General features: G+C 58.3%; 18 protein-coding genes and 2 pseudogenes. 18 read left to right on the forward strand and 2 right to left on the reverse strand.

The features are described from left to right. Positions 1-25: 25 nt before the first annotated feature. From VQ830_RS18730 to VQ830_RS18745, 4 genes and pseudogenes are all read left to right on the forward strand, one after another. Positions 26-933: pseudogene (locus VQ830_RS18730) on the forward strand (HNH endonuclease). 163 nt (positions 934-1,096) lie between these two features. Then, positions 1,097-1,348 carry a type II TA system antitoxin, ParD family gene (locus VQ830_RS18735; protein WP_337269675.1) on the forward strand — a complete coding sequence of 84 codons (252 nt, stop codon included), beginning with the start codon at positions 1,097-1,099 and terminating at the stop codon, positions 1,346-1,348. Then, positions 1,345-1,611, forward strand: a complete 267-nt coding sequence (locus VQ830_RS18740) for a type II toxin-antitoxin system RelE/ParE family toxin (protein WP_438618209.1) — start codon at positions 1,345-1,347, stop codon at positions 1,609-1,611. The genes VQ830_RS18735 and VQ830_RS18740 overlap by 4 nt, the downstream gene beginning before the upstream one ends. Positions 1,612-1,952: 341 nt before the next feature. Continuing rightward, positions 1,953-3,203, forward strand: a complete 1,251-nt coding sequence (locus tag VQ830_RS18745) for an ATP-binding protein (RefSeq protein ID WP_337269676.1) — start codon at positions 1,953-1,955, stop codon at positions 3,201-3,203. A gap of 94 nt (positions 3,204-3,297) precedes the next feature. On the opposite strand, the gene VQ830_RS18750 is transcribed toward VQ830_RS18745, so the two are convergent. Next, entirely contained in the window at positions 3,298-3,774 is a 477-nt protein-coding gene (locus VQ830_RS18750; RefSeq protein WP_337269677.1) for an Lrp/AsnC family transcriptional regulator, read from the reverse strand. A 132-nt stretch (positions 3,775-3,906) separates the two neighbouring features. On the opposite strand from VQ830_RS18750, the gene VQ830_RS18755 reads away from it, so the two are divergent. The 10 genes and pseudogenes from VQ830_RS18755 to VQ830_RS18800 all read left to right on the forward strand — a co-directional run bounded on the left by VQ830_RS18755 (position 3,907) and on the right by VQ830_RS18800 (position 14,053). After that, positions 3,907-5,394 (forward strand): NAD-dependent succinate-semialdehyde dehydrogenase, encoded by a 1,488-nt coding sequence (locus VQ830_RS18755; protein ID WP_337269678.1) that lies wholly within the window; start codon positions 3,907-3,909, stop codon positions 5,392-5,394. Between the two features lie 10 nt (positions 5,395-5,404). Continuing rightward, positions 5,405-6,805 (forward strand): aspartate aminotransferase family protein, encoded by a 1,401-nt coding sequence (locus VQ830_RS18760; protein ID WP_337269679.1) that lies wholly within the window; start codon positions 5,405-5,407, stop codon positions 6,803-6,805. A 32-nt stretch (positions 6,806-6,837) separates the two neighbouring features. Continuing rightward, on the forward strand, positions 6,838-7,614 hold the full coding sequence (locus tag VQ830_RS18765; RefSeq protein ID WP_337269680.1) for an amino acid ABC transporter ATP-binding protein: 777 nt from the start codon (positions 6,838-6,840) through the stop codon (positions 7,612-7,614). Positions 7,615-7,651: 37 nt separating this feature from the next. Continuing rightward, entirely contained in the window at positions 7,652-8,470 is an 819-nt protein-coding gene (locus VQ830_RS18770) for a transporter substrate-binding domain-containing protein (protein WP_337269681.1), read from the forward strand. A gap of 59 nt (positions 8,471-8,529) precedes the next feature. After that, the gene (locus VQ830_RS18775; RefSeq protein ID WP_337269682.1) at positions 8,530-9,243 is read left to right on the forward strand and encodes an ABC transporter permease; all 714 of its coding nucleotides are present in this window, start codon (positions 8,530-8,532) and stop codon (positions 9,241-9,243) included. A gap of 1 nt (position 9,244) precedes the next feature. Beyond that, complete coding sequence (locus VQ830_RS18780; protein ID WP_337269683.1) at positions 9,245-9,925, forward strand: ABC transporter permease; 681 nt, start codon at positions 9,245-9,247, stop codon at positions 9,923-9,925. 23 nt (positions 9,926-9,948) lie between these two features. Next, positions 9,949-10,302: a cupin domain-containing protein gene (locus VQ830_RS18785; RefSeq protein WP_337269684.1), complete on the forward strand. Its 354-nt coding sequence runs from the start codon at positions 9,949-9,951 to the stop codon at positions 10,300-10,302. Between the two features lie 39 nt (positions 10,303-10,341). Then, a complete protein-coding gene (locus VQ830_RS18790) occupies positions 10,342-11,667 on the forward strand; it encodes an NAD(P)/FAD-dependent oxidoreductase (protein WP_337269685.1) in 1,326 nt (441 codons plus the stop codon). A 7-nt stretch (positions 11,668-11,674) separates the two neighbouring features. Beyond that, complete coding sequence (locus tag VQ830_RS18795; protein ID WP_337269686.1) at positions 11,675-12,604, forward strand: 2-hydroxyacid dehydrogenase; 930 nt, start codon at positions 11,675-11,677, stop codon at positions 12,602-12,604. Next, positions 12,601-14,053 (forward strand): annotated as a pseudogene (locus tag VQ830_RS18800) (NAD-dependent succinate-semialdehyde dehydrogenase). Before VQ830_RS18795 ends, VQ830_RS18800 begins: the two are co-directional and overlap by 4 nt. A 139-nt stretch (positions 14,054-14,192) precedes the next feature. Here the strand turns inward: VQ830_RS18800 and VQ830_RS18805 are convergent. Beyond that, positions 14,193-14,933: a GntR family transcriptional regulator gene (locus tag VQ830_RS18805; RefSeq protein ID WP_337269687.1), complete on the reverse strand. Its 741-nt coding sequence runs from the start codon at positions 14,931-14,933 to the stop codon at positions 14,193-14,195. 297 nt (positions 14,934-15,230) lie between these two features. On the opposite strand from VQ830_RS18805, the gene VQ830_RS18810 reads away from it, so the two are divergent. The 4 genes from VQ830_RS18810 to VQ830_RS18825 are packed head-to-tail and all read left to right on the forward strand — an operon-like array spanning position 15,231 to position 19,666. Then, positions 15,231-16,289, forward strand: coding sequence for an ABC transporter substrate-binding protein (locus VQ830_RS18810; RefSeq protein ID WP_438618236.1), 1,059 nt, complete (start codon positions 15,231-15,233; stop codon positions 16,287-16,289). Between the two features lie 8 nt (positions 16,290-16,297). Continuing rightward, the gene (locus VQ830_RS18815) at positions 16,298-17,773 is read left to right on the forward strand and encodes a sugar ABC transporter ATP-binding protein (protein ID WP_337269689.1); all 1,476 of its coding nucleotides are present in this window, start codon (positions 16,298-16,300) and stop codon (positions 17,771-17,773) included. Continuing rightward, complete coding sequence (locus VQ830_RS18820) at positions 17,766-18,731, forward strand: ABC transporter permease (protein WP_337269690.1); 966 nt, start codon at positions 17,766-17,768, stop codon at positions 18,729-18,731. Before VQ830_RS18815 ends, VQ830_RS18820 begins: the two co-directional genes overlap by 8 nt. Then, positions 18,728-19,666 carry an ABC transporter permease gene (locus VQ830_RS18825; RefSeq protein WP_337269691.1) on the forward strand — a complete coding sequence of 313 codons (939 nt, stop codon included), beginning with the start codon at positions 18,728-18,730 and terminating at the stop codon, positions 19,664-19,666. The genes VQ830_RS18820 and VQ830_RS18825 overlap by 4 nt, the downstream gene beginning before the upstream one ends. Position 19,667 lies beyond the last annotated feature (1 nt).

Here is a 19,667-nt window from a genome sequence, read left to right on the forward strand (position 1 = left end):
GCAGTCACCATGGTAGAGATCGAGCATGGGATTTAGGGTTTTCATTCACCGTACAGATTCGATCTATGGCGACAGCCCGGCTGAGCGATACCAGTTCCCGAGCCAGTATCTTGGCCGTGTCCAAGCCTGCGTTGGAGACTGGATCATTTATTACGAACCCCGAAAAGTGGCGGCAACGCGTGGATATTTCGCGGTGGCCAAAGTCGCACAGGTGGTTCAAGATCCCAAAGCATCCCGGATGTATCTGGCTCTGCTCGAACCCGGCAGCTATCTCGATTTCGGCAACGCCGTTCCCTTCAGTGGTCCAGACGGCGTGATTGAGCGCGGCGTTCTGAACGAAGAGGGGCGGATTTCGGGACGCGCGCAGGCAGCAGTGCGACCAATCTCAGCAGCGGATTTCAGCCGCATTCTGTCGAGCGGACTTGAGATCGACCGGAGTTGCCGCGATCCGGGGAAGCTGCTGTGACGTCGGAAGCGAGTGGGTTTTGGGCCAGTGCCCAGGCTACGTTCATATTCGAACAGGCGAGGGCGCGGGTCACGCAGCTTTCGTCGCGTATTGTACGCGATCGCCTGTTTCGTCGATTAATTTTGCAAGCGTACGATAAGCGATGTGCAATAACGGGCTTGAAGCTGATCAACGGCGGCGGCCGGGCCGAGGTCGATGCCGCTCACATTCGCCCGGTTGAAGCGAATGGTCCGGACATCTTATCGAACGGCATCGCCTTGTCGGGAAGAGCTCACTGGATGTTCGACCGCGGTCTTATAGGTTTGTCGGACGACCTGGAGGTTCTGATCTCCCGCCAAGCAAACGATCGTGACAGTATCCAGGGTCTTATAAACAGGACTGGAAAGGCGATCGGTCCGGCTGGTATTCACGAGCGCCCGCATCCAAGGTTTCTACAATGGCATCGTGGGAATACGTTCAAACATTAGTATGCCAAAGGTTCAGATCCTTTCAAGAGGTAGGTTGGCGGACAGGCATCTTCTTTGAGATATAAAACCTTCCAAGCGATATCGAGGACATCAGATATCATGGCGGTGGCCACATACCCACACATGTGTTAATGTGGGCTTTTATAGTTCAGGAACACGTTAGATGAGCCGATTGACGATCGACATAACCGACCAGCAACATCAAAGCCTAAAGGCGCTGGCTGCTTTGCAGGGCAAGACAATCAAGCAGTATGCACTCGAGCGCCTCTTTCCCGGTGACACGGATGGAGAACGGGCCTGGGAGGAGTTGAAGACGTTGATGAACACGCGCATCAATGATGGGCTCGCCGGAAAATTATCGACCAAAACCGTTGGTGAGATCCTCGACGAGGAGATTGCTGAGGGTCGTGTTTGACGGCCTACATTCTTACCGCAGAGGCAGAATCGGATCTGCGGTCGGTAATCCGCGACACGCGTGCGCAATGGAGCGCCGCCCAGGCACGTCGCTACGTCTCAACTTTGGAGCGAGTTATCGCACACCTTGCCGAGGGCAAAGGTCCTTTCAAGGATATGAGCGCGCTTTATCCGGCGTTACGAATGGCGCGATGCGAACATCACTACATCCCTTTGTCTGCTTCGGGAGGATGCGCCCGCCCTGATCGTCGCGATCCTTCATGAACGAATAGATCTCATGAAGCGTTTGGCTGGTCGCCTGAACGAATGATTTTGGACGAAGGCGAGATTACCTGATCGCAAGGTCGATAAATCGGTTACTATCGTGTGGTGAAAAGCGGGGTCGCCAGTTCCGATCCTTTCAAGAGCAATACGATATGAACTTCCACTACAACACGCCTCCGCTCACTCTTCCCGATAGCTGGCCACTCCCTATCAAGTTTCCGGAACGGACGGCTGTAGATTCCGGATTGGACGAAGTTGCAATCCGAATTGGACGCATGTAAAATCCGACCTGAACGCATCGTCAATCCTAGAATTTGGTAGTGATCAGGAGGAAAAATAGATTGAAAGGGGAAAGTCCTTCTGATCTCCTTTATCCGAGGGGCGCAGCCGAGCGAATTAGGGTCGCGCTCGAAGATACGCCAGTTGTACTTGTGAACGGACCGCGTCAGTGTGGCAAGACGACGTTGGCTCGAACCTTGCTCCAGACAGATCGTCCGTATTTCACCTTAGATGACGAAACGACTTTACTATCAGCAAAGACCGATCCAGTCGGCTTCGTTCGTCAGATTGATACCGCCATCATAGACGAGGTGCAGCGAGCACCGGAGTTGTTGCGTGCCATAAAACAGGCGGTAGACAATGATCGGCGGCCTGGACGATTTTTGTTAACCGGCTCAGCAAACATTCTCGCACTCCCGACGATTTCCGATAGTTTGGCCGGGCGGATGGAAGTAGTCACCTTGTTGCCCCTAGCTCAGTCCGAAATTCGACGCAACCAGTCGAACTTCCTCGATTCCGCTTTTGCCGGAACGGTCATAGCCCCTCGCAATCCAACGGTCGGAAATGACCTGATGGAGCGGGTGCTCATCGGCGGATATCCTGAGATGGTCGGTCGTGGCGATCCCCGCCGTCGATCCGCATGGGCTAGAGAATACATACGAGCCATCGTTGAACGAGATGTGCGCGAAATTGCCGACGTCGAACGCCTGGACCAAATGCCACAGCTTCTACGGGCGCTTGCGCATCATTCGGGAAAGTTGGTCAATTTCACCCAATTGGCCGGCCAGGTCGGCATCGATGACAAGACCGCCCGGCGATATATCGGACTCTTTGAACAGCTGTTCCTAGTTCGTCGCATCGAGCCCTGGTTTCGAAACCCTTTGAAGCGTCTTGTTAAGACACCGAAGCTCCTGTTTCTCGATAGCGGTCTCTTAGCTTCGTTTGTCGGAATGACGATCGATCGAATTTCAAGTGACCGAGGACTATTTGGTTCATTGCTGGAAACGTTTGTCGCCGGCGAAATCCTTCGGCTTGCGACCTGGAGCGAAGTCCAATCAACCTGCCATCACTATCGGGATAAGGATCAGGACGAAGTAGATATCCTTCTCGAAGACGAAGCTGGCAATATGGTTGGACTTGAAGTCAAGGCCGCGGCAACGGTGACCGCAGCAGATTTCAAAGGCTTACGCAAAATAGCCGTGGCCACGGGACGCACCTTTAAGGCAGGCTGGGTGCTGTACGACGGCGACAAGATCCTGCCATTTGGTGATAATCTTGCGGCGATACCGCTATCTTGTCTCTGGGGCGATTAAGAGGGGCGTTTAAGGTAAGGGCAGGATTAAGTTCGATTCCCTTCAAGGCGAAATACCTGGCTCGGGCAGGGCGGATTTTCAAATGATCGCATGCTCACAAGAAGTCGTCGAAGTCGATAGGGACTGAAAAGCCAGCCTTGACTCGGTCCATAACGACCATCGTCTTGAACCCCTTGATGTCGGGGTTCTCATAGAAGAATTTGCGTGTGAAGCCCTCGTAATCCTCCATGCTACGTGCGGTCACGATCAGCACGAAGTCGGAATCTCCTGTCACGTAATAGCCGTTCATCACCTCCGGCGTCTGGCGAATCGATTGCTTGAAGCGGTCTACGATGTCGGCGCGTTCGCGCTCCAGCGAAACCAGAACCAGCATCGCTATAGGACGTCCGATCGTCTTCGGCTTCACGACCGAAATATCTGCCTCGATCACGCCCTCCTCGCGAAGGCGCTTCATTCTGCGTTGTACCGCTGTGGCTGACAAACCGACGAGGGCTCCAAGTTCCTCGGTACTGTAGCGGTTATGAGATTGGACAATGCTCAGGAGCCGGGCATCAAGTCTATCAAGCCGCATCGATTTCTCGCAGGTTTTCTTCGCATATTGGGCAAAGAAAGCAGGAATCCAAAGCAAAGACAACCCATCTTGCTGAATAACAGCGCTGCACTGCACATAAGATTCTCGACAAGAACATGATGAGGGGCAAAAATGTTGAACGCGATACCGACAGCAAGTCATGCGTTGAAGCGGTTGGGCGATGCCGCGTTGCTCCGCGATCGGTCGTATGTTGACGGCGCTTGGGTCGGGACGGCGACATCGACGCATGTGCTCGACCCCGCGACACAAGAAGAGATCGCGCGGGTTTCAGACTGCGACAAGACGCTACTCGGCCAGGCCGTGGATGCCGCTGAGCGGGCCTTTGTGGGCTGGCGCGATCGTTTGGCACGTGAACGTGGAAAGTTGCTCTTGAACTGGGCGGGCCTCATTCGCGAACACGCTCGTGACCTCGCGATCATTCTGACGGCAGAACAGGGCAAGCCGGTGAGCGAATCTGATGCGGAAATACTCTACGGCGTCGGATTTATTGAATGGTTTGCCGCTGAAGGTGAGCGAGCCTATGGCGAAACGATCCCTGCCCATAAGTCTTCGAGCCGGCTCTTCGTATCGATGCAGCCGGTTGGCGTCTGCGTAGCCGTGACGCCCTGGAATTTCCCGAGTGCAATGATTGCACGTAAGGCTGCGGCGGCTATCGCTGCCGGATGCCCAGTCATCGTAAAGCCGGCGGCCGAGACACCACTTTCGGCGCTTGCGCTTGCCGAGCTTGCTCACCGGGCCGGTTTTCCAGCGGGCGTGTTTCAGGTCGTTACCGGTGACGCGGTTCTTCTCACCGATGAATTGCTTGCCGACGAGCGGGTACGCGCCTTCAGCTTCACCGGCTCGACCGAGGTGGGACGACTTTTGCTTGGAAAAGCCGCGCGATCGGTCAAGAAAGTGTCGATGGAGCTCGGGGGCCACGCGCCCTTCATCGTCTTTGATGACGCCGATATCGACGAAGCGGTCGACGGCTGCCTCGCGGCGAAGTTTACGACGTCAGGCCAAGACTGCTTGGCCGCGAACAGGATCTATGTTCAGGACGGCATCCACGACGCGTTCGTCGAGCGTCTGTTGAAGCGGGTCGGCGGGCTCAAGATCGGTCCAGGTTTCGAACCGGGTGTCGATATCGGCCCGATGACAAAGCGATCCGTGGTCGAGAAATGCCGATCGCATATAGTCGACGCCCTTGAAAGAGGTGCCACGCTGCTGACGGGCGCCGTGCCTGATCCAGCTGCCGGCAATTTCGTTGCCCCGACACTTCTGGTCAACGTTCGTCCCGACACGCTGATCGTCACCGAAGAGACGTTCGGTCCGGTTGCCCCGGTGCTCAGGTTCGGCAGCGAAGATGAGGTAAGGCAGGCGGCGAACGCCAGTGAGATGGGCTTGGCCGCTTATGTCTACACGCAGGATCTGAAACGGGCGATGCGCCTGTCCGAAGCCCTGGAATACGGAATGGTCGGTGTCAACACCGCCTCGTTTACCGGCGCCCCCATCCCCTTTGGCGGGTGGAAGCAATCGGGGCTTGGCCGTGAAGGCTCACGACATGGCCTGCAGGAATTCATGGAATTGAAATACGTCTGCTTTGGCGGCTTGGCCGCGTAAGGAAATGAAGATGACTGATATCGCTGAAATCGCCGAAATGGACCGCAGGACGGTTCTCCATCCCTTCACCTATCTGAAGGACTACGCCAACGGCAACACCGATCCCACTATCATGGACACCGGCAAGGGCGTCCATATCCAGGATGCGACCGGCCGAGAATATATCGATGGTTTTGCTGGCCTCTACTGCGTCAACATCGGTTATGGCCGCACCGAGGTGGCCGAGGCAATAGCCCGGCAGGCTTACAAGCTTGCCTACTATCATTCCTACGCCGCCCACACCACCGAAGAGCTTGCCCGTCTGTCGGACCGACTGGTGCGGATGGCTCCCGGCAACATGTCCAAGGTCTTCTACGGCCTCTCCGGTTCTGACGCCAACGAGACCCAGGCCAAGATCGTCTGGTACTACAACAACCTCCGTGGCAAAACGCACAAGAAAAAGATCATCGCACGAGAACGCGGCTATCACGGCTGCTCTATTGTCTCGGGATCGATGACCGGACTGAGCTTCTACCACGATCATATGGACCTGCCGGTCACAGGAATCCTGCGCACCGGCGTTCCGCATTATTATCGCGGCGCTCATCCAGGTGAGACCGAAGAGGCATTTTCGCAGCGTCGCGCCGATGAGCTCGAGGCGCTGATTATCGCTGAAGGTCCAGATACGGTCGGCGCGTTCATCGCCGAGCCGGTTCTTGGGACCGGCGGGATCACGCCGCCACCTGCCGGATATTGGCCGAAGATTCAGGCTGTTCTGGAGAAATACGACGTCCTCCTCATCGCTGATGAGGTCATCTGTGGCTTCGGGCGGACTGGCGCGATGTTCGGCTCTGATCTCTACGGTATGAAGCCGGATTTGGTCACGGTCGCCAAGGGTCTGACCTCCGCTTACGTGCCCCTGTCTGCCTCGATCGTGTCCCAGAAGGTTTATGAGGTCATGGAGGAGGCCACGCCGCGTGTTGGCTCTTTCTCCCACGGCTACACCTATTCGGGCCATCCGATCGGGGCAGCAGCCGCAAATGCCGTCCTCGATATCGTAGAGCGCGAGGACCTTGCCGGGCAGTCGGCAAAGAAGGGCGCCTATCTCATGAAACGGCTGAAGGCCGCTTTCGAGCAGAACCCGATCGTCGGCGAAGTGCGCGGGGTTGGCATGCTGGCAGCCGTGGAATTCGTTGCCGATCGCGGCAGCAAAATGGCCTTCGACCCGGCGCTGAAGGTTGGTGCCCGGATATCTCAGGCTGCGCGCAACCGCAATCTAATCGCGCGCGCCATGCCGCATGGGGATATCCTCGGCTTTGCACCGCCGCTGATCATGACCGAGGCGGAAATCGATGAGATGGTCGCGATCGCCAAGGCCGCCGTCGACGAAGTCCTTAAGGAGCTCGACAGCCAGGGTGCCGTGAAGAGCTGATGGATGGTCGCCCCACTGGAGAGCCTGTCCGTATGAGTGACGTCCTAAAGATCCATAATCTTGTCAAGTCGTTCGGTACGACGCGGGTGTTGGATGGCGTCAGCTTCCACATGCGACAGGGTGAGGTCATGTCCCTTATCGGTTCCTCGGGTTGCGGCAAGAGTACGGCGCTCCGTTGTGTCAATTTCTTGGAGACGCCGACTTCGGGGCAGATCGAGGTGTTTGGCGAGGCCGTTTCGGTCAGTGCCGACGAGCACGGTAGCGGCGCGGTCGTCAATGCTGCGAACATCATGCGCTTTCGCCGACAGATCGGCATGGTGTTCCAGAATTTCAATCTGTGGCCGCATCGCACCGCCCTCGGCAATGTTACAGAAGCGCTGGTCTACGTGCTGAAACTTGCAAAGCCGGATGCCATCGACGTCGCGCTCTCGGCTCTCTCCAAAGTGGGCATGGCGGAGTTCAGGGATCGGTATCCGCACCAGCTTTCGGGCGGGCAGCAGCAGCGGGTCGCGATCGCCCGCGTTCTGGCGATGCGCCCGAAGCTGATGCTCTTTGACGAGCCAACCTCCGCGCTCGATCCGGAATTGGTGGGTGGAGTGCTCAAGGTCATACGAACGTTGGCCGAGGAGGGGGCGACCATTCTCCTCGTCACACACGAGATGCGGTTCGCGCGCGATGTATCGAACCGGATGATATTCCTGCAAAAGGGGCGCCTTGAGCAGGACGATACGCCGGAAGAACTGTTTCGCAATCCCGCTTCGCAAGCGGTGAGGCAGTTTCTTTCCAGTGTCATGCCGGCCAGTGCCTAATGGCAGGCCACCACAAAAACCATAAAGGGGTAACGGAATGATCAGCAGCAAATTTTTCAAAGGCGCACTCGCATCGAGCCTTCTTCTGGCCGCGGCAACGAGCATGGCATCCGCGGAGGAGGGCGTCCTTCGAGTTGGGACAGAAGGTGACGCGCCCAAATTCAGCATGGCCGATCCGAGCGGAAATGTGACGGGCTTCGACGCCGATATCGCCAACGGCATCTGCGATGAGCTCAAGGTGAAGTGCAAGTTCGTGGTTCAGACCTTCAGCTCGCTCGTGCCCTCCATGGACAGCGATCGCTTCGACGTGATCATCTCGGGCCTGAGCATCACCGAGGAGCGTGCCAAGAAGATCGGCTTCACGATACCATACGCGACGACGCCACAGTATTTCATCGTCGCCAAGGATTCGCCTCTCGCCAAGTTGAAGACGCTTGCCGAAGTCGAAAAGGCGCTTGACGGGAAAAGCGTTGGCGTCGTCACAGGCACGACTTATGCGAAGTTCGTCCAGAAGAACATTCCCTCCGCAGACCTGAAGACCTACGACGCCACGACGCAGCAGCTTGCTGATCTCGCGAGCGGCCGTATCGATGCCGCCTATGGTGACTCGCCAACCTGGCAGGATTTTCTTGCCACACCCGATGGCGCAAACTTCACTAAAATCGACGTGAAGGTCATGGCTATGGACGACCCTGCGACGCTCGGAAAGGGCATGGGCGTTGGCATGCGTAAAGATAACACCGAACTCAAGGCCAAGATCGACGCAGCGCTTTGCAAGATGGTCAATGACGGAAAGGTCAAAGAGTCGTCGATGCATTGGTTCCAGGACGATTATACCATCCCCTGCAAGAAGTGACCCTTTGACAAGGCGACCTGCCTCGGCCCTTGTCGGGGCAGGTCAATGGGATGGTACTCATGCTGAATGATTTCTGGGTTTTGATGGTAGAGCGCGGTTGGGCACTGGCTCTGCTTCAGGGCAGCGCTGTGACGATCGCGATCGGGCTTCTCGGTATGGCGCTTGGCGTTATCGTTGCAACCCCTTTGGCCGTCATGCGCTGGCGACGGGTCCCCGTCGTGTCGCAGTTTGTCGATGGCTATAGCATCGCGATCCGCGGCGTGCCGGGGTTGCTGGTCATCTACCTGCTCTTCTTCGGATCGATCGATTGGATAAGGGCCGTGACCACGGTCTTCGGCTTCCAGCAGGCAACTGAAAACGTTTATCCGTTTATCATCGGGGTTCTCGCGATCGCGGCGATTTCCTGTGCCTATTCGATCGAGGTGATCAGGGGCGCGCTTGAGGCGGTGCCACGTGGGCTGCTCGAGGCGGCGCATTCGTTGGCTCTGCCTTGGAACATCACCTTCTTCCGCGTGACACTTCCGCTTGCCCTGAGGCTGGCGCTCGGTGGTATCAACAATGTCTGGCAAATGACCATCAAGGATACGTCGCTGATCTCAGTCGTCGGCTTGCAAGAATTGATGCGGACTGCTGCGATCGCAGCCGGGATCACCCGCTCGCCGCTCCTCTTCTATTGCATCGCGGCCGTGCTGTTCTTTTCCATGACGACGGTCAGCCAGTCGGTGTTTTCGGCAGCCGAACGCTCCCTCAATCGCGGCTTCGGAGGGCGCTGACATGGATTTCAGCATCATCGATTACGCGGTGCCGTTTCTGCTTGTCGGCACGAAAGTGACGCTGCTGATCGCGGTCTTTGGCGTTGGGCTGGGCTTGCCGTTCGGCGTTCTGGTCGGCCTCGGACGCGGTTCGAAGAACAAGATTCTCCACCGAGCCTGCGATATCTACTGCGCGATTTTCCGCGGCACGCCAATGCTGGTGCAGGTCTTCATCATCTATTACGGTCTCGCGCAGGTGAGTTTCATTCGCCACAATCCGGTGATTTGGTGGATGATTGGTAGCGGACTGAACGCTGCAATCCTGGCTGTGGTCTTGAACACCGGCGCCTACACCGCCGAGATATTTCGGACGGCCTTCCTCTCGTTGCCGAAAGGCCTCATCGAGGCGGCGGAAGCCTGCGGGATGTCTCCGTGGCACGTGTTTACGCGCATCAAGTTTCCGTTGGCGCTGCGCCAGGCACTCCCCTCCTACAGTAGCGAAGTCGCGATCGTCGTCAAGGAATCGAGCCTCGCCTCGACAATCACAGTTCTGGAGATCACCGGCTATGCGAAGCGGTTGATGAGCGAGACCTTCGCCATCATGGAGATTTTCATCATCACTGCCGCCTTCTATCTCGCCATCAACATCGTCACGCTCACATCGTTGAAAATTCTCGAACGGCGCCTGTCGTTCAACCGATAACAACGTCCTCAGAAAGGTCTGTCATGTCCAAACTTACATTCATCGACCAGAACAATCTTCCCGAGCCCCGTAAAGGTCAGCCGTTGCCGGAGCGGCTCCTCGAAGGCGACCCACGCTTTCTCTCCTGGGATATCGCGAAAACTGAGGATGGTCAGGTGTCCTGCGGTCTCTGGGAGGCAACCCCTGGTGCCTATCGTTCGATCAAGGGCAAGGTATTCGAGTTCTGCTACATCCTCTCGGGCGTATCCGAGCTGACCGAAGACGGCGGCGAAACCCGCCGTATTAGCGCCGGCGATTCCTTCGTCATGCATCCCGGCTTCGAAGGTGTGTGGAAGGTCATCGAGACTACCCGCAAGATCTGGGTCGAGCGCAGCTGATCCACGCCGCACCACCTCCGCGCAACATCGATACGGTACATGCTCATGCCTCTATCCGCTCAGACATCAGTTCAATCGACACCTTATTGGTGGGATGATTGCGACTTCCCGTCATTGCCGGTTCGACCACTAAATCCAACCTGCGACGTCGTCATCGTCGGTGGCGGATATACCGGGCTTTCCGCCGCGATCGAGCTTGCGCGGGCCGGGCGCCACGTCCAGCTCTTCGATCGGCAAGCCCTTGGTGCGGCGGCCTCCAGCCGGAACGGCGGCATGGCCAGCGGCAGTATTCGACCCAGCCCAACAGAGCTGATCAAGCGGTTCGGGCAAGAGCGCGCCAATGGCATCCTGATCGAGGGAAAGACTGCACGTGAGGATCTCTGGCACTTCATGGAAGAAGAGAAGGTCGATTGCGATTTCTTTTTATCGGGCCTTTTCGATGGTGCGATGACGTCGGAAGAAACCGACGATCTGCGCCGCTACGCGGATCTGCTCCATCGCAAGCTCGATATCGAGGCGTTTGCGGTGGATAAGGATGATGTCCGTCAATACATCGGCACGGATCTGTATGTCGGCGGCCTTGTCCGCAAGGACATTGGCGGCCTGCAGCCGGCCAAACTTCTGGCCGGAATGATCAGGATTGCCGCTTCCACGGATGCGCAGATCCACGAAAACACTGCCGTGCTCGGCTCCACCGAGGAAGCCGGCGGCGTCAGGGTGCGCACGGAACGCGGCGAGGTTTTCGCGAAGACCCTTCTCGTGTGCACGGATGGTTATACGGATGGGTTTGATCCATGGCTGCGCCGCCGCCTTGTTCCGGTCCGCAGCCGGATCATTGCAACGGAGCCGCTTGGCAAGAATGTCATGGATCGGCTGATGCCGGCGCGTATGATCCATGGCGACCAACGCAAGCTGAGCTACTACTACCGCTCGTCGCCGGATGGCTCCCGCATCCTCTTCGGCGGCCGCGATGGAACGACCGAGGGTGATCCGAGCGCGCCGACGGTGCACCTGCAAACGGAGCTCGCGCGCTTGTTCCCCGAGCTCGCCGGCGTCGGACTGACGCATAGCTGGTTCGGTTACGTCGCCATGCACCGCGACATGATCCCGCGTATTTTCACCACAGGCAACACCATCTATGCCACCGGCTATTGCGGTTCGGGCGTCGTATGGGCCCGCTGGCTGGGAAAGAAGGCCGCCCTCAAGGTCTTGGGCGACAGGGAGCAGCCTCGCAGCGCTTTCGACTTCGACCCTGCGCCCAAAGCCGTCCCTTTCTATAGCGGACGCCCTTGGTTCATTCCGATCGTCTACTCGATGTATGAGCGGCACGACAAGAAGACGCTGCGGTGTGTGAAGCAGCGGTGAAACGGATATGACCTTTCTGTTCCTCTGCGATGCGGAGCGCGGTGCGGTGTTTGCAAGAGCTTTTGCCGAGCACCTTTCCGGCATCCGCTTTTCCATGGATGTGGATGCCGTAGATCCGAAAGATGTTCGCTACATCATGACCTGGAAGCCGCCGAAAGATCTTGCGCGCTATCCGAACCTCGAAGCGGTGCTCTGCATAGGCGCCGGTGTCGATCAGTTCGCGAATGCCTTACTGCCACAAGACGTCAAGCTGATCCGCATGGTCGATGAGGGCATTACTCGCATGGTCATCGAGTATGTCGTGATGGCGGTTCTGTCGCTTCACCGCAATCTGCATGTCTACATCGATCAGCAACGTCGATGCCTGTGGAGCGAAGTGATCCCGCAGGCTCAATCAGCCGATCGCCGGGTGTCGGTTCTCGGCATGGGCGTCCTCGGGCAGGCCGCGCTCGCCAAGCTTCAGGACTTTGGTTTCAAGCTTTCCGCATGGAGCCGATCGGCTCGATCGATCGATGGCGTTGAATGCTTTCGTGGTCAGCATGGCCTCTACGAAATGTTGGCCACGACCGATATTCTCGTCTGTCTGCTGCCGCTGACCTCGGAGACGATAGGCATCTTGAACGAGCGGCTGTTCTCGGCATTGCCACGCGGCGCGAGCCTGGTGCACGCGGGCAGGGGCCGTCAGTTGGACAGTGATGCCCTTGTTGCCGCCCTCGACACTGGCCATCTCTCCGGGGCCTTTCTCGACGTGGTCGATCCCGAACCGCTTCCTTCTGATCACCCGCTGTGGAGCCATCCGAAGATGATCATCACACCGCATATCGCGGCCATCACACAGCCTGCATCGGCAGCGATGACCACGATCGAAAACCTGAAATTGCTACAGGCCGGCCGGGCGCCGATTGGCCTTGTCGACAGGGAAGATTTGTCATCATGATCCTCAAGAACAAGCAGTTGCTGAGGCAGCAGGCGCTCATCGACGGTCAGTGGGTCAGCGCCGAAAGCGGCAAAACCATCGACGTCTGCGACCCGGCCACGCTCGAGGTTCTGGGCACGGTGCCCGACATGGCCGCAAAGGATACAGGTCGTGCGATAGGCCGCCAACTCGGCATTCGGCGCATGGAAAAGGAAGACTCACGCTGAGCGTGCTCAGCTACTCGAGACCTGGCATGATCTTCTTCTCGCCAACATCGACGATCTGGCACTGATCCTGACCAGCGAGCAAGGCAAGCCACTTGCCGAGGCTGCCGGCGAAATTCGTTACGGGGCTTCGTTCGTCAAATGGTTCGCCGAAGAGGCTCGGCGGATAAACGGAGCAACCATACCATCACCAACAGCCGACCGGCGCATCGTCGTCCTCAAAGAACCGGTCGGCGTCTGTGCGATCATCACCCCATGGAATTTTCCGACTGCGATGATAACGCGAAAGGTGGCGCCGGCGTTGGCCGCAGGCTGTACCGTCGTCATCAAGCCGTCGGATCTAACGCCGTTCTCCGCCGTGGCTCTTGCCTATCTCGCCGAGCAGGCCGGAATTCCGAAGGGCGTGATCAATGTCGTCACCGGCATGCCCGACGGTATCGGCGATGAACTGATGCAAAACACCATCGTCCGCAAGATTTCGTTCACCGGATCAACGCGCGTCGGTTCACTTTTAATGCGCGGTGCTGCCGATAGCGTCAAGCGCCTGAGCTTGGAACTCGGCGGAAACGCACCATTCATCGTTTTCGACGATGCCGATCTCGAAAAGGCGGTCGAGGGCGCGATCGTATCGAAATTCCGCAATGGCGGTCAGACCTGTGTCTGCGCCAACAGAATCCTGGTGCAGGACGGTGTCTACGACGCTTTCGCAGAAAAGTTGAGCGCTCGCGTCCGATCGATGACCGTCGGTCGCGGGATCGATATTGGCGTCGATATCGGCCCGATGATCAATCAGCCGGCCATCGCGAAGATCGAACGACATGTCGCCGATGCAATCGAGAAAGGCGCGCGCGTGATCGCAAGCGCCGAGGTCGTATCAAAGGGCGAGCAATATGCGACCCCGATCGTGCTTGCGGATGCGACAGTCGACATGGTCCTGGCGAGCGAGGAAACGTTCGGTCCCGTCGCGCCGCTATTCCGCTTTAAAACGGAGGAAGAGGCGATCGCGATCGCCAACGGAACGCCCTATGGACTGGCCGCCTATTTCTATACCGAGGGCCTCAGCCGATCTTGGCGGGTCGCAGAGGCGCTCGAGTTTGGGATGGTCGGTCTCAACACCGGTGCGATTTCGACTGAGGTCGCACCGTTCGGCGGGATTAAGCAATCTGGCTTGGGGCGAGAGGGAGCTCAGGCGGGGATGGAAGAATACCTGGAGATCAAGAGTTTGCACATTGGTGCATTGGCCTAAGCTCATTGATTCCGCTGGATATTTTTTACCTCGTCGACGGTTCATATCCTTTCAACATCAGAAACTTAACTCGGTGATTAGGATAACCGCCGACTATAGACCTCGCAGCCTGTGGCTCATCGTTCTCGTCTCCTGCAATTCAGCGCTCGACCAGATCTGCGCGCTGAACGCTGAGCCAGTGGGCAGTACCGAGCACTTCCTGAAGATGTGCCGCCATGGCGGCGCGGGCAGCTTCCGGCTCTTTCTGTTCGATTGCGCTGACGATCTGCCAGTGCTGTGCGAGAAGCGTCCGCAGGTGGATCGCATCGGGAAGGCTAAGATAGCGGACGCGGTCCATCTGCAGCTTGACGGTCTGGATGACACGCCAGCTCTTGGAAAGGCCGGCCTCCTCACAGAAGCTTCTGTGAAACGCCTCGTCCAGCTCCAGGAAGAGATCGCCATCTTCCTGCGTCACCGCAAGCTCCTGCCGGGCCAGATTTGCTTTGATGTCGATCAGGAACTGGGAAGAACATTGCCCGGCCAGTCGCCCAACCACCGCGACTTCGAGGGACTCACGGATGAACTGCGCTTCCTCCACATCTCTGATCCGGATGGGGGCTACAAAGCTTCCACGCTGAGGAAGGATGTCGATCAGGCCCTCATCGGCTAGGCGAATAAGCGCTTCACGCACAGGTGTCCGACTGACGCCCAATTGCAGCGACAGTTCCTTTTCGCTGAGGGCTTCCGATGGAAGGATCGCAAGCGTGATGATGGCGCGGCGGATGCGTTCATAGACCTGTGGCGCAATTGGCATCCGCAGGTTGATGGGTTCAAGGCCAGCAGCTGGAGGCGACGCAGCCTTATCGCTGATCGTGTCTTCCATCGTACGTTTGTCCGCCATCGTTTCCCCTTTGGGCGATCGAAATCGCCGATATCCGCAAATCGCACATGTTTTAAAGGCAGTCTATCACTGTCATTGACATACTACCATGGTAGTATGTATGTGTAGCCTAGGGAGAAACGGGAGGACCTTCGAAGAACGACTTTCAGCCGCCCTCCGGCGGTGCGCACAACAAACTGTGTGATCATAGTCGATCGTCGGAGCAAAGCCACCGACCCCAGGCCCGGCAGAAGCCGGTCCTTTCACAGGGAGTTGGAGGAGAGAACATCCATGAAGATCAATTACAGAAACACGGCTGTGTCAGTTGCGCTCGCGCTGCTTACCGGCACGGCCATCGCCTCATTGGCGCGCGCCGAGGACGGTGTCGCCAAAGGTGATACCAGCGGAAAGAAGATCGCGTTCAGCAACTCCTACGCCGGCAACTCGTTTCGCCAGGTGATGATCAAGAGCTTCCAGGATATGGGGGCAAAAGCCAAGAGTGATGGCAAGATTGCCGATACAGCCGTTGTCAGCGCCAACAACTCGGTGACCGAGCAGGCTTCGCAAATCCAGAACCTCATCCTGCAGGGCTATGACGCCATCATCGTGCTCGCCGGCTCCGACACGGCCCTCAATGGCGCGATTAAGGATGCCTGCGATGCGGGTATCGTCGTCGTCGCATTTGCCAGTGGGGTCACCGAGCCATGCGCCTACGTCGTCGACTACAACCTCAATTCTTACGCCAAGGCAGAGCTTGATTTCATCAAGCAGAAGCTGGGCGACAAGCCGGCCAACATTCTTGAAATTCGCGGTATGGCGGGTGACGGCTTCGATAAGCGCCTTCACGACGGCGTCGTGAAGGCGCTGGCTGAGCATCCGAACTACAAGAGCGTCGGCGAGGTCTACGGTCAGTGGACTTCCACCGTGGCGCAGAAGGAAGTTTCTGGCATCCTTCCATCGCTGCCCAAGGTCGATGCGGTTCTCACGCAGGGTGGCGATGGCTATGGTGCTGCGCAGGCTTTCAAGGCTGCCAAGCGCGATCTGCCGATCATCATCATGGGCAATCGTCAGGACGAGCTGGCGCTGTGGAAGCAGGAGCATGATGCATCCGGCTACGAGACCTTCTCGCTCGGCGCGACACCTTCCGTTTCCCAGGTCGCCTTCTGGGTTGCCCAGCAGATTCTTGCCGGCAAGAAGGTGCCCAAGTTCGTCGAAGTTCCGCTGCTGCAGATCAATCAGCCGGCTCTCGATGCCTGGCTAAAGACGGTTCCCGAGGGCGGCGTGGTCAACGCTCAATATCCGCAGGATCTCGTAGCCAAGATTATCGATGCAAACGTCAACAAGACCGATCTTCCGGCCGTTCCCGCCCCGAAGTGAGACTGATCATGACTGACCTGCCAACCACATTTCCGGATACCGCCATGGCGGAAACGCTGATCGATGTACGCGATGTGAGCAAGAGCTATGGCTCTGTCCATGCGCTTGGCGGTGTCGACTTCCGTCTTGCCGGCGGAGAAGTGGTTGGCCTGGTCGGTCATAACGGTGCCGGGAAGTCCACACTGATGAATGTCCTGTCGGGCGCCGTCCAGCGCACGGCAGGCAGCTTCCGCTATGCCGGGGCTGAGATGGACGCGTGGAATGCCGCCAAGGCCCAGTTAAACGGGCTTCGCTGTGTCTTTCAGGAGCTGTCGCTCTGTGCAAACCTGTCCGCAGCCGAGAACACGCGGGTGATCCACAGGCAGTTGCGGGGTCCTGGCTGGCGCGGTCGGGCGCGCCAATTGATCTCCCAGGCGCTGGACGACATCTTCCCTAGTCACGGCATCGATCCGAATGCGAAGATTTCGGAACTCTCCATCGGCTCCCGCCAGATGGTCGAGATTGCTCGCGCCTTTACGGAGACGGATATTCGCGTTCGCTGCGTTATCCTCGACGAGCCGACCTCCTCGCTCGGCCATCAGGCGACTGAACAGCTTCTGGCCTACATTCGATCGGCTGCCGCGCGCGGTGTCGCCTGTATTCTCATCACACACAGGCTGAATGAGATCATTGCCGTCTGCGATCGTGCCGTTGTCATGGTCGATGGCAGGATCATTGCCGAGCGGAGCACCCGTGGCCTTTCTCGATCCAACCTTGTCGAAATGATGGGGGGCATCGAGGCAACCCACAGCCGCATCGCGTATGGCGAGACCCGCAGGACAGGCGTCGTTCAGATCGCTCATCCCGGTGTCGATAGAGCGGATCGTCCGGTCATGGCTTCAGCCGGTGAGATCATCGGCTTTGCTGGCCTCGATGGCCACGGCCAGCGTGAACGGCTGCGATCCATCTTCACCTCCATAAACAGGGCTGGAAAGACGCCGGCCGCCTATGTTGCCGGCGACCGCGGGCTCGAGGGTGTGTTCGGCCTTTGGTCGATTGCCGATAACTTGACGATCCGCAGCCTGAACGCGTTGCAGCGCGCCGGCTTTGTATCGGCCGATGCGGCGAGATCATTGGCCTCCAGCTGGTCGTCGAGGCTGAAGGTCAAGGCGCCCTCGATAGAAACGCCAATCCTGTCGCTCAGCGGCGGCAACCAGCAGAAGGTGCTTTTCGCCCGGGCTCTCGCCTCGGATGCCGAGGTCATCTTCCTCGACGATCCCATGCGCGGCGTCGATGTGGGCACCAAGCAGGAGGTCTACCAGCTAATACGCGCCGAAGCCGACCAGGGGCGGACATTCGTCTGGTACACGACCGAGATGGAAGAACTCAACAATTGCGACCGCCTATATGTCTTCCGTGAGGGCAGGGCCGTCGAGGAAATCCGGGGCGATGACATCAGCCATGCGCGCATCTTGGAAGCTTCGTTTGGAGGCGCACATGGCTGATGTTATGATCAGGCCAACATCTAACGCCAGGCCGCCTTGGCTTTCCGCAAGCCTGCAAGTCGGGTTGCCGGCCGTTGCTCTTATCCTCATGCTCGCCGTCATTTTCTGGATTCGGCCGACAGCCATGAGCTACTTCGGCTTTACCCTGCTGTTCAAACTGGCGACGCCGTTGGTGCTTGCCGCGCTGGCACAAATGCTAATAATCATGCTCGGCGACATCGATCTGTCGAATGGCGCCTTTGTCGGGCTCATCACTTGCATCACGGCGCTCCATCTCGCAACGAACCCGCTGCTGGCAATCGTCCTCTATTTCGGTGCCATAGCCGTCTATGCCGGGATGGGCCTGCTCATCCAGGCTCGCCAGCTTCCTTCCATCATCGTTACTCTCGGCATGTCGTTCATCTGGCTCGGCACGGCCATCATGATACTGCCTTCGCCAGGTGGCGCAGCACCTGCCTGGCTTGCGGGCTTCATGACCTGGCGGCCGCCCTTTGTGCCACTGCCGATCCTGCTAGCGGTCATCGCCGCTGTTGCCGGGCACTTCGTCATCACACGATCTTCCTACGGTGCCATCCTACGCGGTGCCGGTTCAAATCCGCGTGCCATCGAGCGGGCAGGCTGGTCCACCACGCGCATCAGGATGATGGTCTATGCGGCCGCCGGTCTTCTCGCATGCCTTTCCGGCATCACGCTCACGGGGCTCACCACCTCGGGTGATCCGAATGTCGCTCCGGCCTACACGCTGCTGGGTGTCGGCGCTGTCATACTGGGTGGTGGCTCCTTCAACGGTGGGATCGTCTCTCCGGTCGGAACGGTCATCGGTGCCCTGACACTTTCTCTTGCCGGCTCGCTGCTCAGCTTCCTGCAGGTGCCTCCTACCTGGCAGATTGGTGCCCAGGGCGGCATCCTGTTCCTGGTACTTGCCGGTCGCGTACTCCTGTCCGAGAAAAAGCCATGAACCGTCGTCTCTCTCTTGCTCCCTGGACCTACGGCTTCATCGTCGCGCTTGCGATGTGGATTGCAACCACGGCCTATGCCGGCTTCGATAGTGCCGAGGCGACCTTGACAGCCGCCCTGACATTCGGCGCCTTCAGCGTCTTGGTTGGAACCGGACAGATGCTCGTCATCGCATCCGGACCAGGCAATATCGACCTGTCCGTCTCCTCCGTGCTGACTCTCGCCGCCTACGTTTCGATGACAGTCATGAAAGCGCAGGACCATATGCTTTTCGCTGGACTTGCAGCGGCCGTTGCCGTTGGTGCTCTCGCTGGCCTTCTGAATTTTCTCGCCATCACACTCCTCCGCCTGCCGCCGATCATTGCTACTCTTGCCTGGAGCTTCGTCTTCCAGTCCTTAGCCTTCAATTTTGGCGGCGAGGCAACGCTGAAGCCGCCGGCCATGCTTTCGGCTTTCACCCTCTGGCGCATCGGCGGCGTTCCCTTCATGCCCTTGGCCGTGATCCTGCTGACGCTTGCAACGATGATAGTCCTTTCGCGTGGCGTCTGGGGCAGGCGGCTGCTTGCCGTCGGACAGAGCGAACCGGCGGCAAAGCTCGCCGGCATCTCGGCCGGTCGCGTCAGGCTGATTGCCTATTGCCTGTGCGGCGCCGCCGCGGGCCTTGCTGGCTTTCTCCTCTCCGGATTTTCCGGCGGCGCGGCGCTCAACATGGGTGACATCTACCTGTTGGAGTCGATTGCGGTCGTGGTTCTCGGCGGCACGAGCGTGGCCGGCGGTCAGGCAAACGCCTTAGGCATTTGGGGTGCCGCACTGTTCTTCAATCTGATGGCGACAATGCTCAACACCTTCCAGATGCAAGCAGGCGTCCGCTTCGTGCTCACTGGGGCGCTGATCATCCTGATCGTCGCCATTGTACCGCGGCCGAGGGTGGCCTGAA

Origin of the sequence: Oryzifoliimicrobium ureilyticum (assembly GCF_037199735.1) — a bacterium.
Taxonomy (GTDB): domain Bacteria; phylum Pseudomonadota; class Alphaproteobacteria; order Rhizobiales; family Rhizobiaceae; genus Rhizobium; species Rhizobium ureilyticus.

What these genes read in the sequence shown, in the direction of transcription:
- VQ830_RS18805 (WP_337269687.1), bottom strand. Translation starts at nt 14,933, where the DNA reads ATGGCGGACAAACGTACGATGGAAGACACGATCAGCGATAAGGCTGCG.
- VQ830_RS18825 (WP_337269691.1), top strand. Translation starts at nt 18,728, where the DNA reads ATGAACCGTCGTCTCTCTCTTGCTCCCTGGACCTACGGCTTCATCGTC.
- VQ830_RS18820 (WP_337269690.1), top strand. Translation starts at nt 17,766, where the DNA reads ATGGCTGATGTTATGATCAGGCCAACATCTAACGCCAGGCCGCCTTGG.
- VQ830_RS18755 (WP_337269678.1), top strand. Translation starts at nt 3,907, where the DNA reads ATGTTGAACGCGATACCGACAGCAAGTCATGCGTTGAAGCGGTTGGGC.
- VQ830_RS18750 (WP_337269677.1), bottom strand. Translation starts at nt 3,774, where the DNA reads ATGCGGCTTGATAGACTTGATGCCCGGCTCCTGAGCATTGTCCAATCT.
- VQ830_RS18765 (WP_337269680.1), top strand. Translation starts at nt 6,838, where the DNA reads ATGAGTGACGTCCTAAAGATCCATAATCTTGTCAAGTCGTTCGGTACG.
- VQ830_RS18770 (WP_337269681.1), top strand. Translation starts at nt 7,652, where the DNA reads ATGATCAGCAGCAAATTTTTCAAAGGCGCACTCGCATCGAGCCTTCTT.
- VQ830_RS18735 (WP_337269675.1), top strand. Translation starts at nt 1,097, where the DNA reads ATGAGCCGATTGACGATCGACATAACCGACCAGCAACATCAAAGCCTA.
- VQ830_RS18815 (WP_337269689.1), top strand. Translation starts at nt 16,298, where the DNA reads ATGACTGACCTGCCAACCACATTTCCGGATACCGCCATGGCGGAAACG.
- VQ830_RS18760 (WP_337269679.1), top strand. Translation starts at nt 5,405, where the DNA reads ATGACTGATATCGCTGAAATCGCCGAAATGGACCGCAGGACGGTTCTC.
- VQ830_RS18780 (WP_337269683.1), top strand. Translation starts at nt 9,245, where the DNA reads ATGGATTTCAGCATCATCGATTACGCGGTGCCGTTTCTGCTTGTCGGC.
- VQ830_RS18790 (WP_337269685.1), top strand. Translation starts at nt 10,342, where the DNA reads ATGCTCATGCCTCTATCCGCTCAGACATCAGTTCAATCGACACCTTAT.
- VQ830_RS18785 (WP_337269684.1), top strand. Translation starts at nt 9,949, where the DNA reads ATGTCCAAACTTACATTCATCGACCAGAACAATCTTCCCGAGCCCCGT.
- VQ830_RS18775 (WP_337269682.1), top strand. Translation starts at nt 8,530, where the DNA reads ATGCTGAATGATTTCTGGGTTTTGATGGTAGAGCGCGGTTGGGCACTG.
- VQ830_RS18795 (WP_337269686.1), top strand. Translation starts at nt 11,675, where the DNA reads ATGACCTTTCTGTTCCTCTGCGATGCGGAGCGCGGTGCGGTGTTTGCA.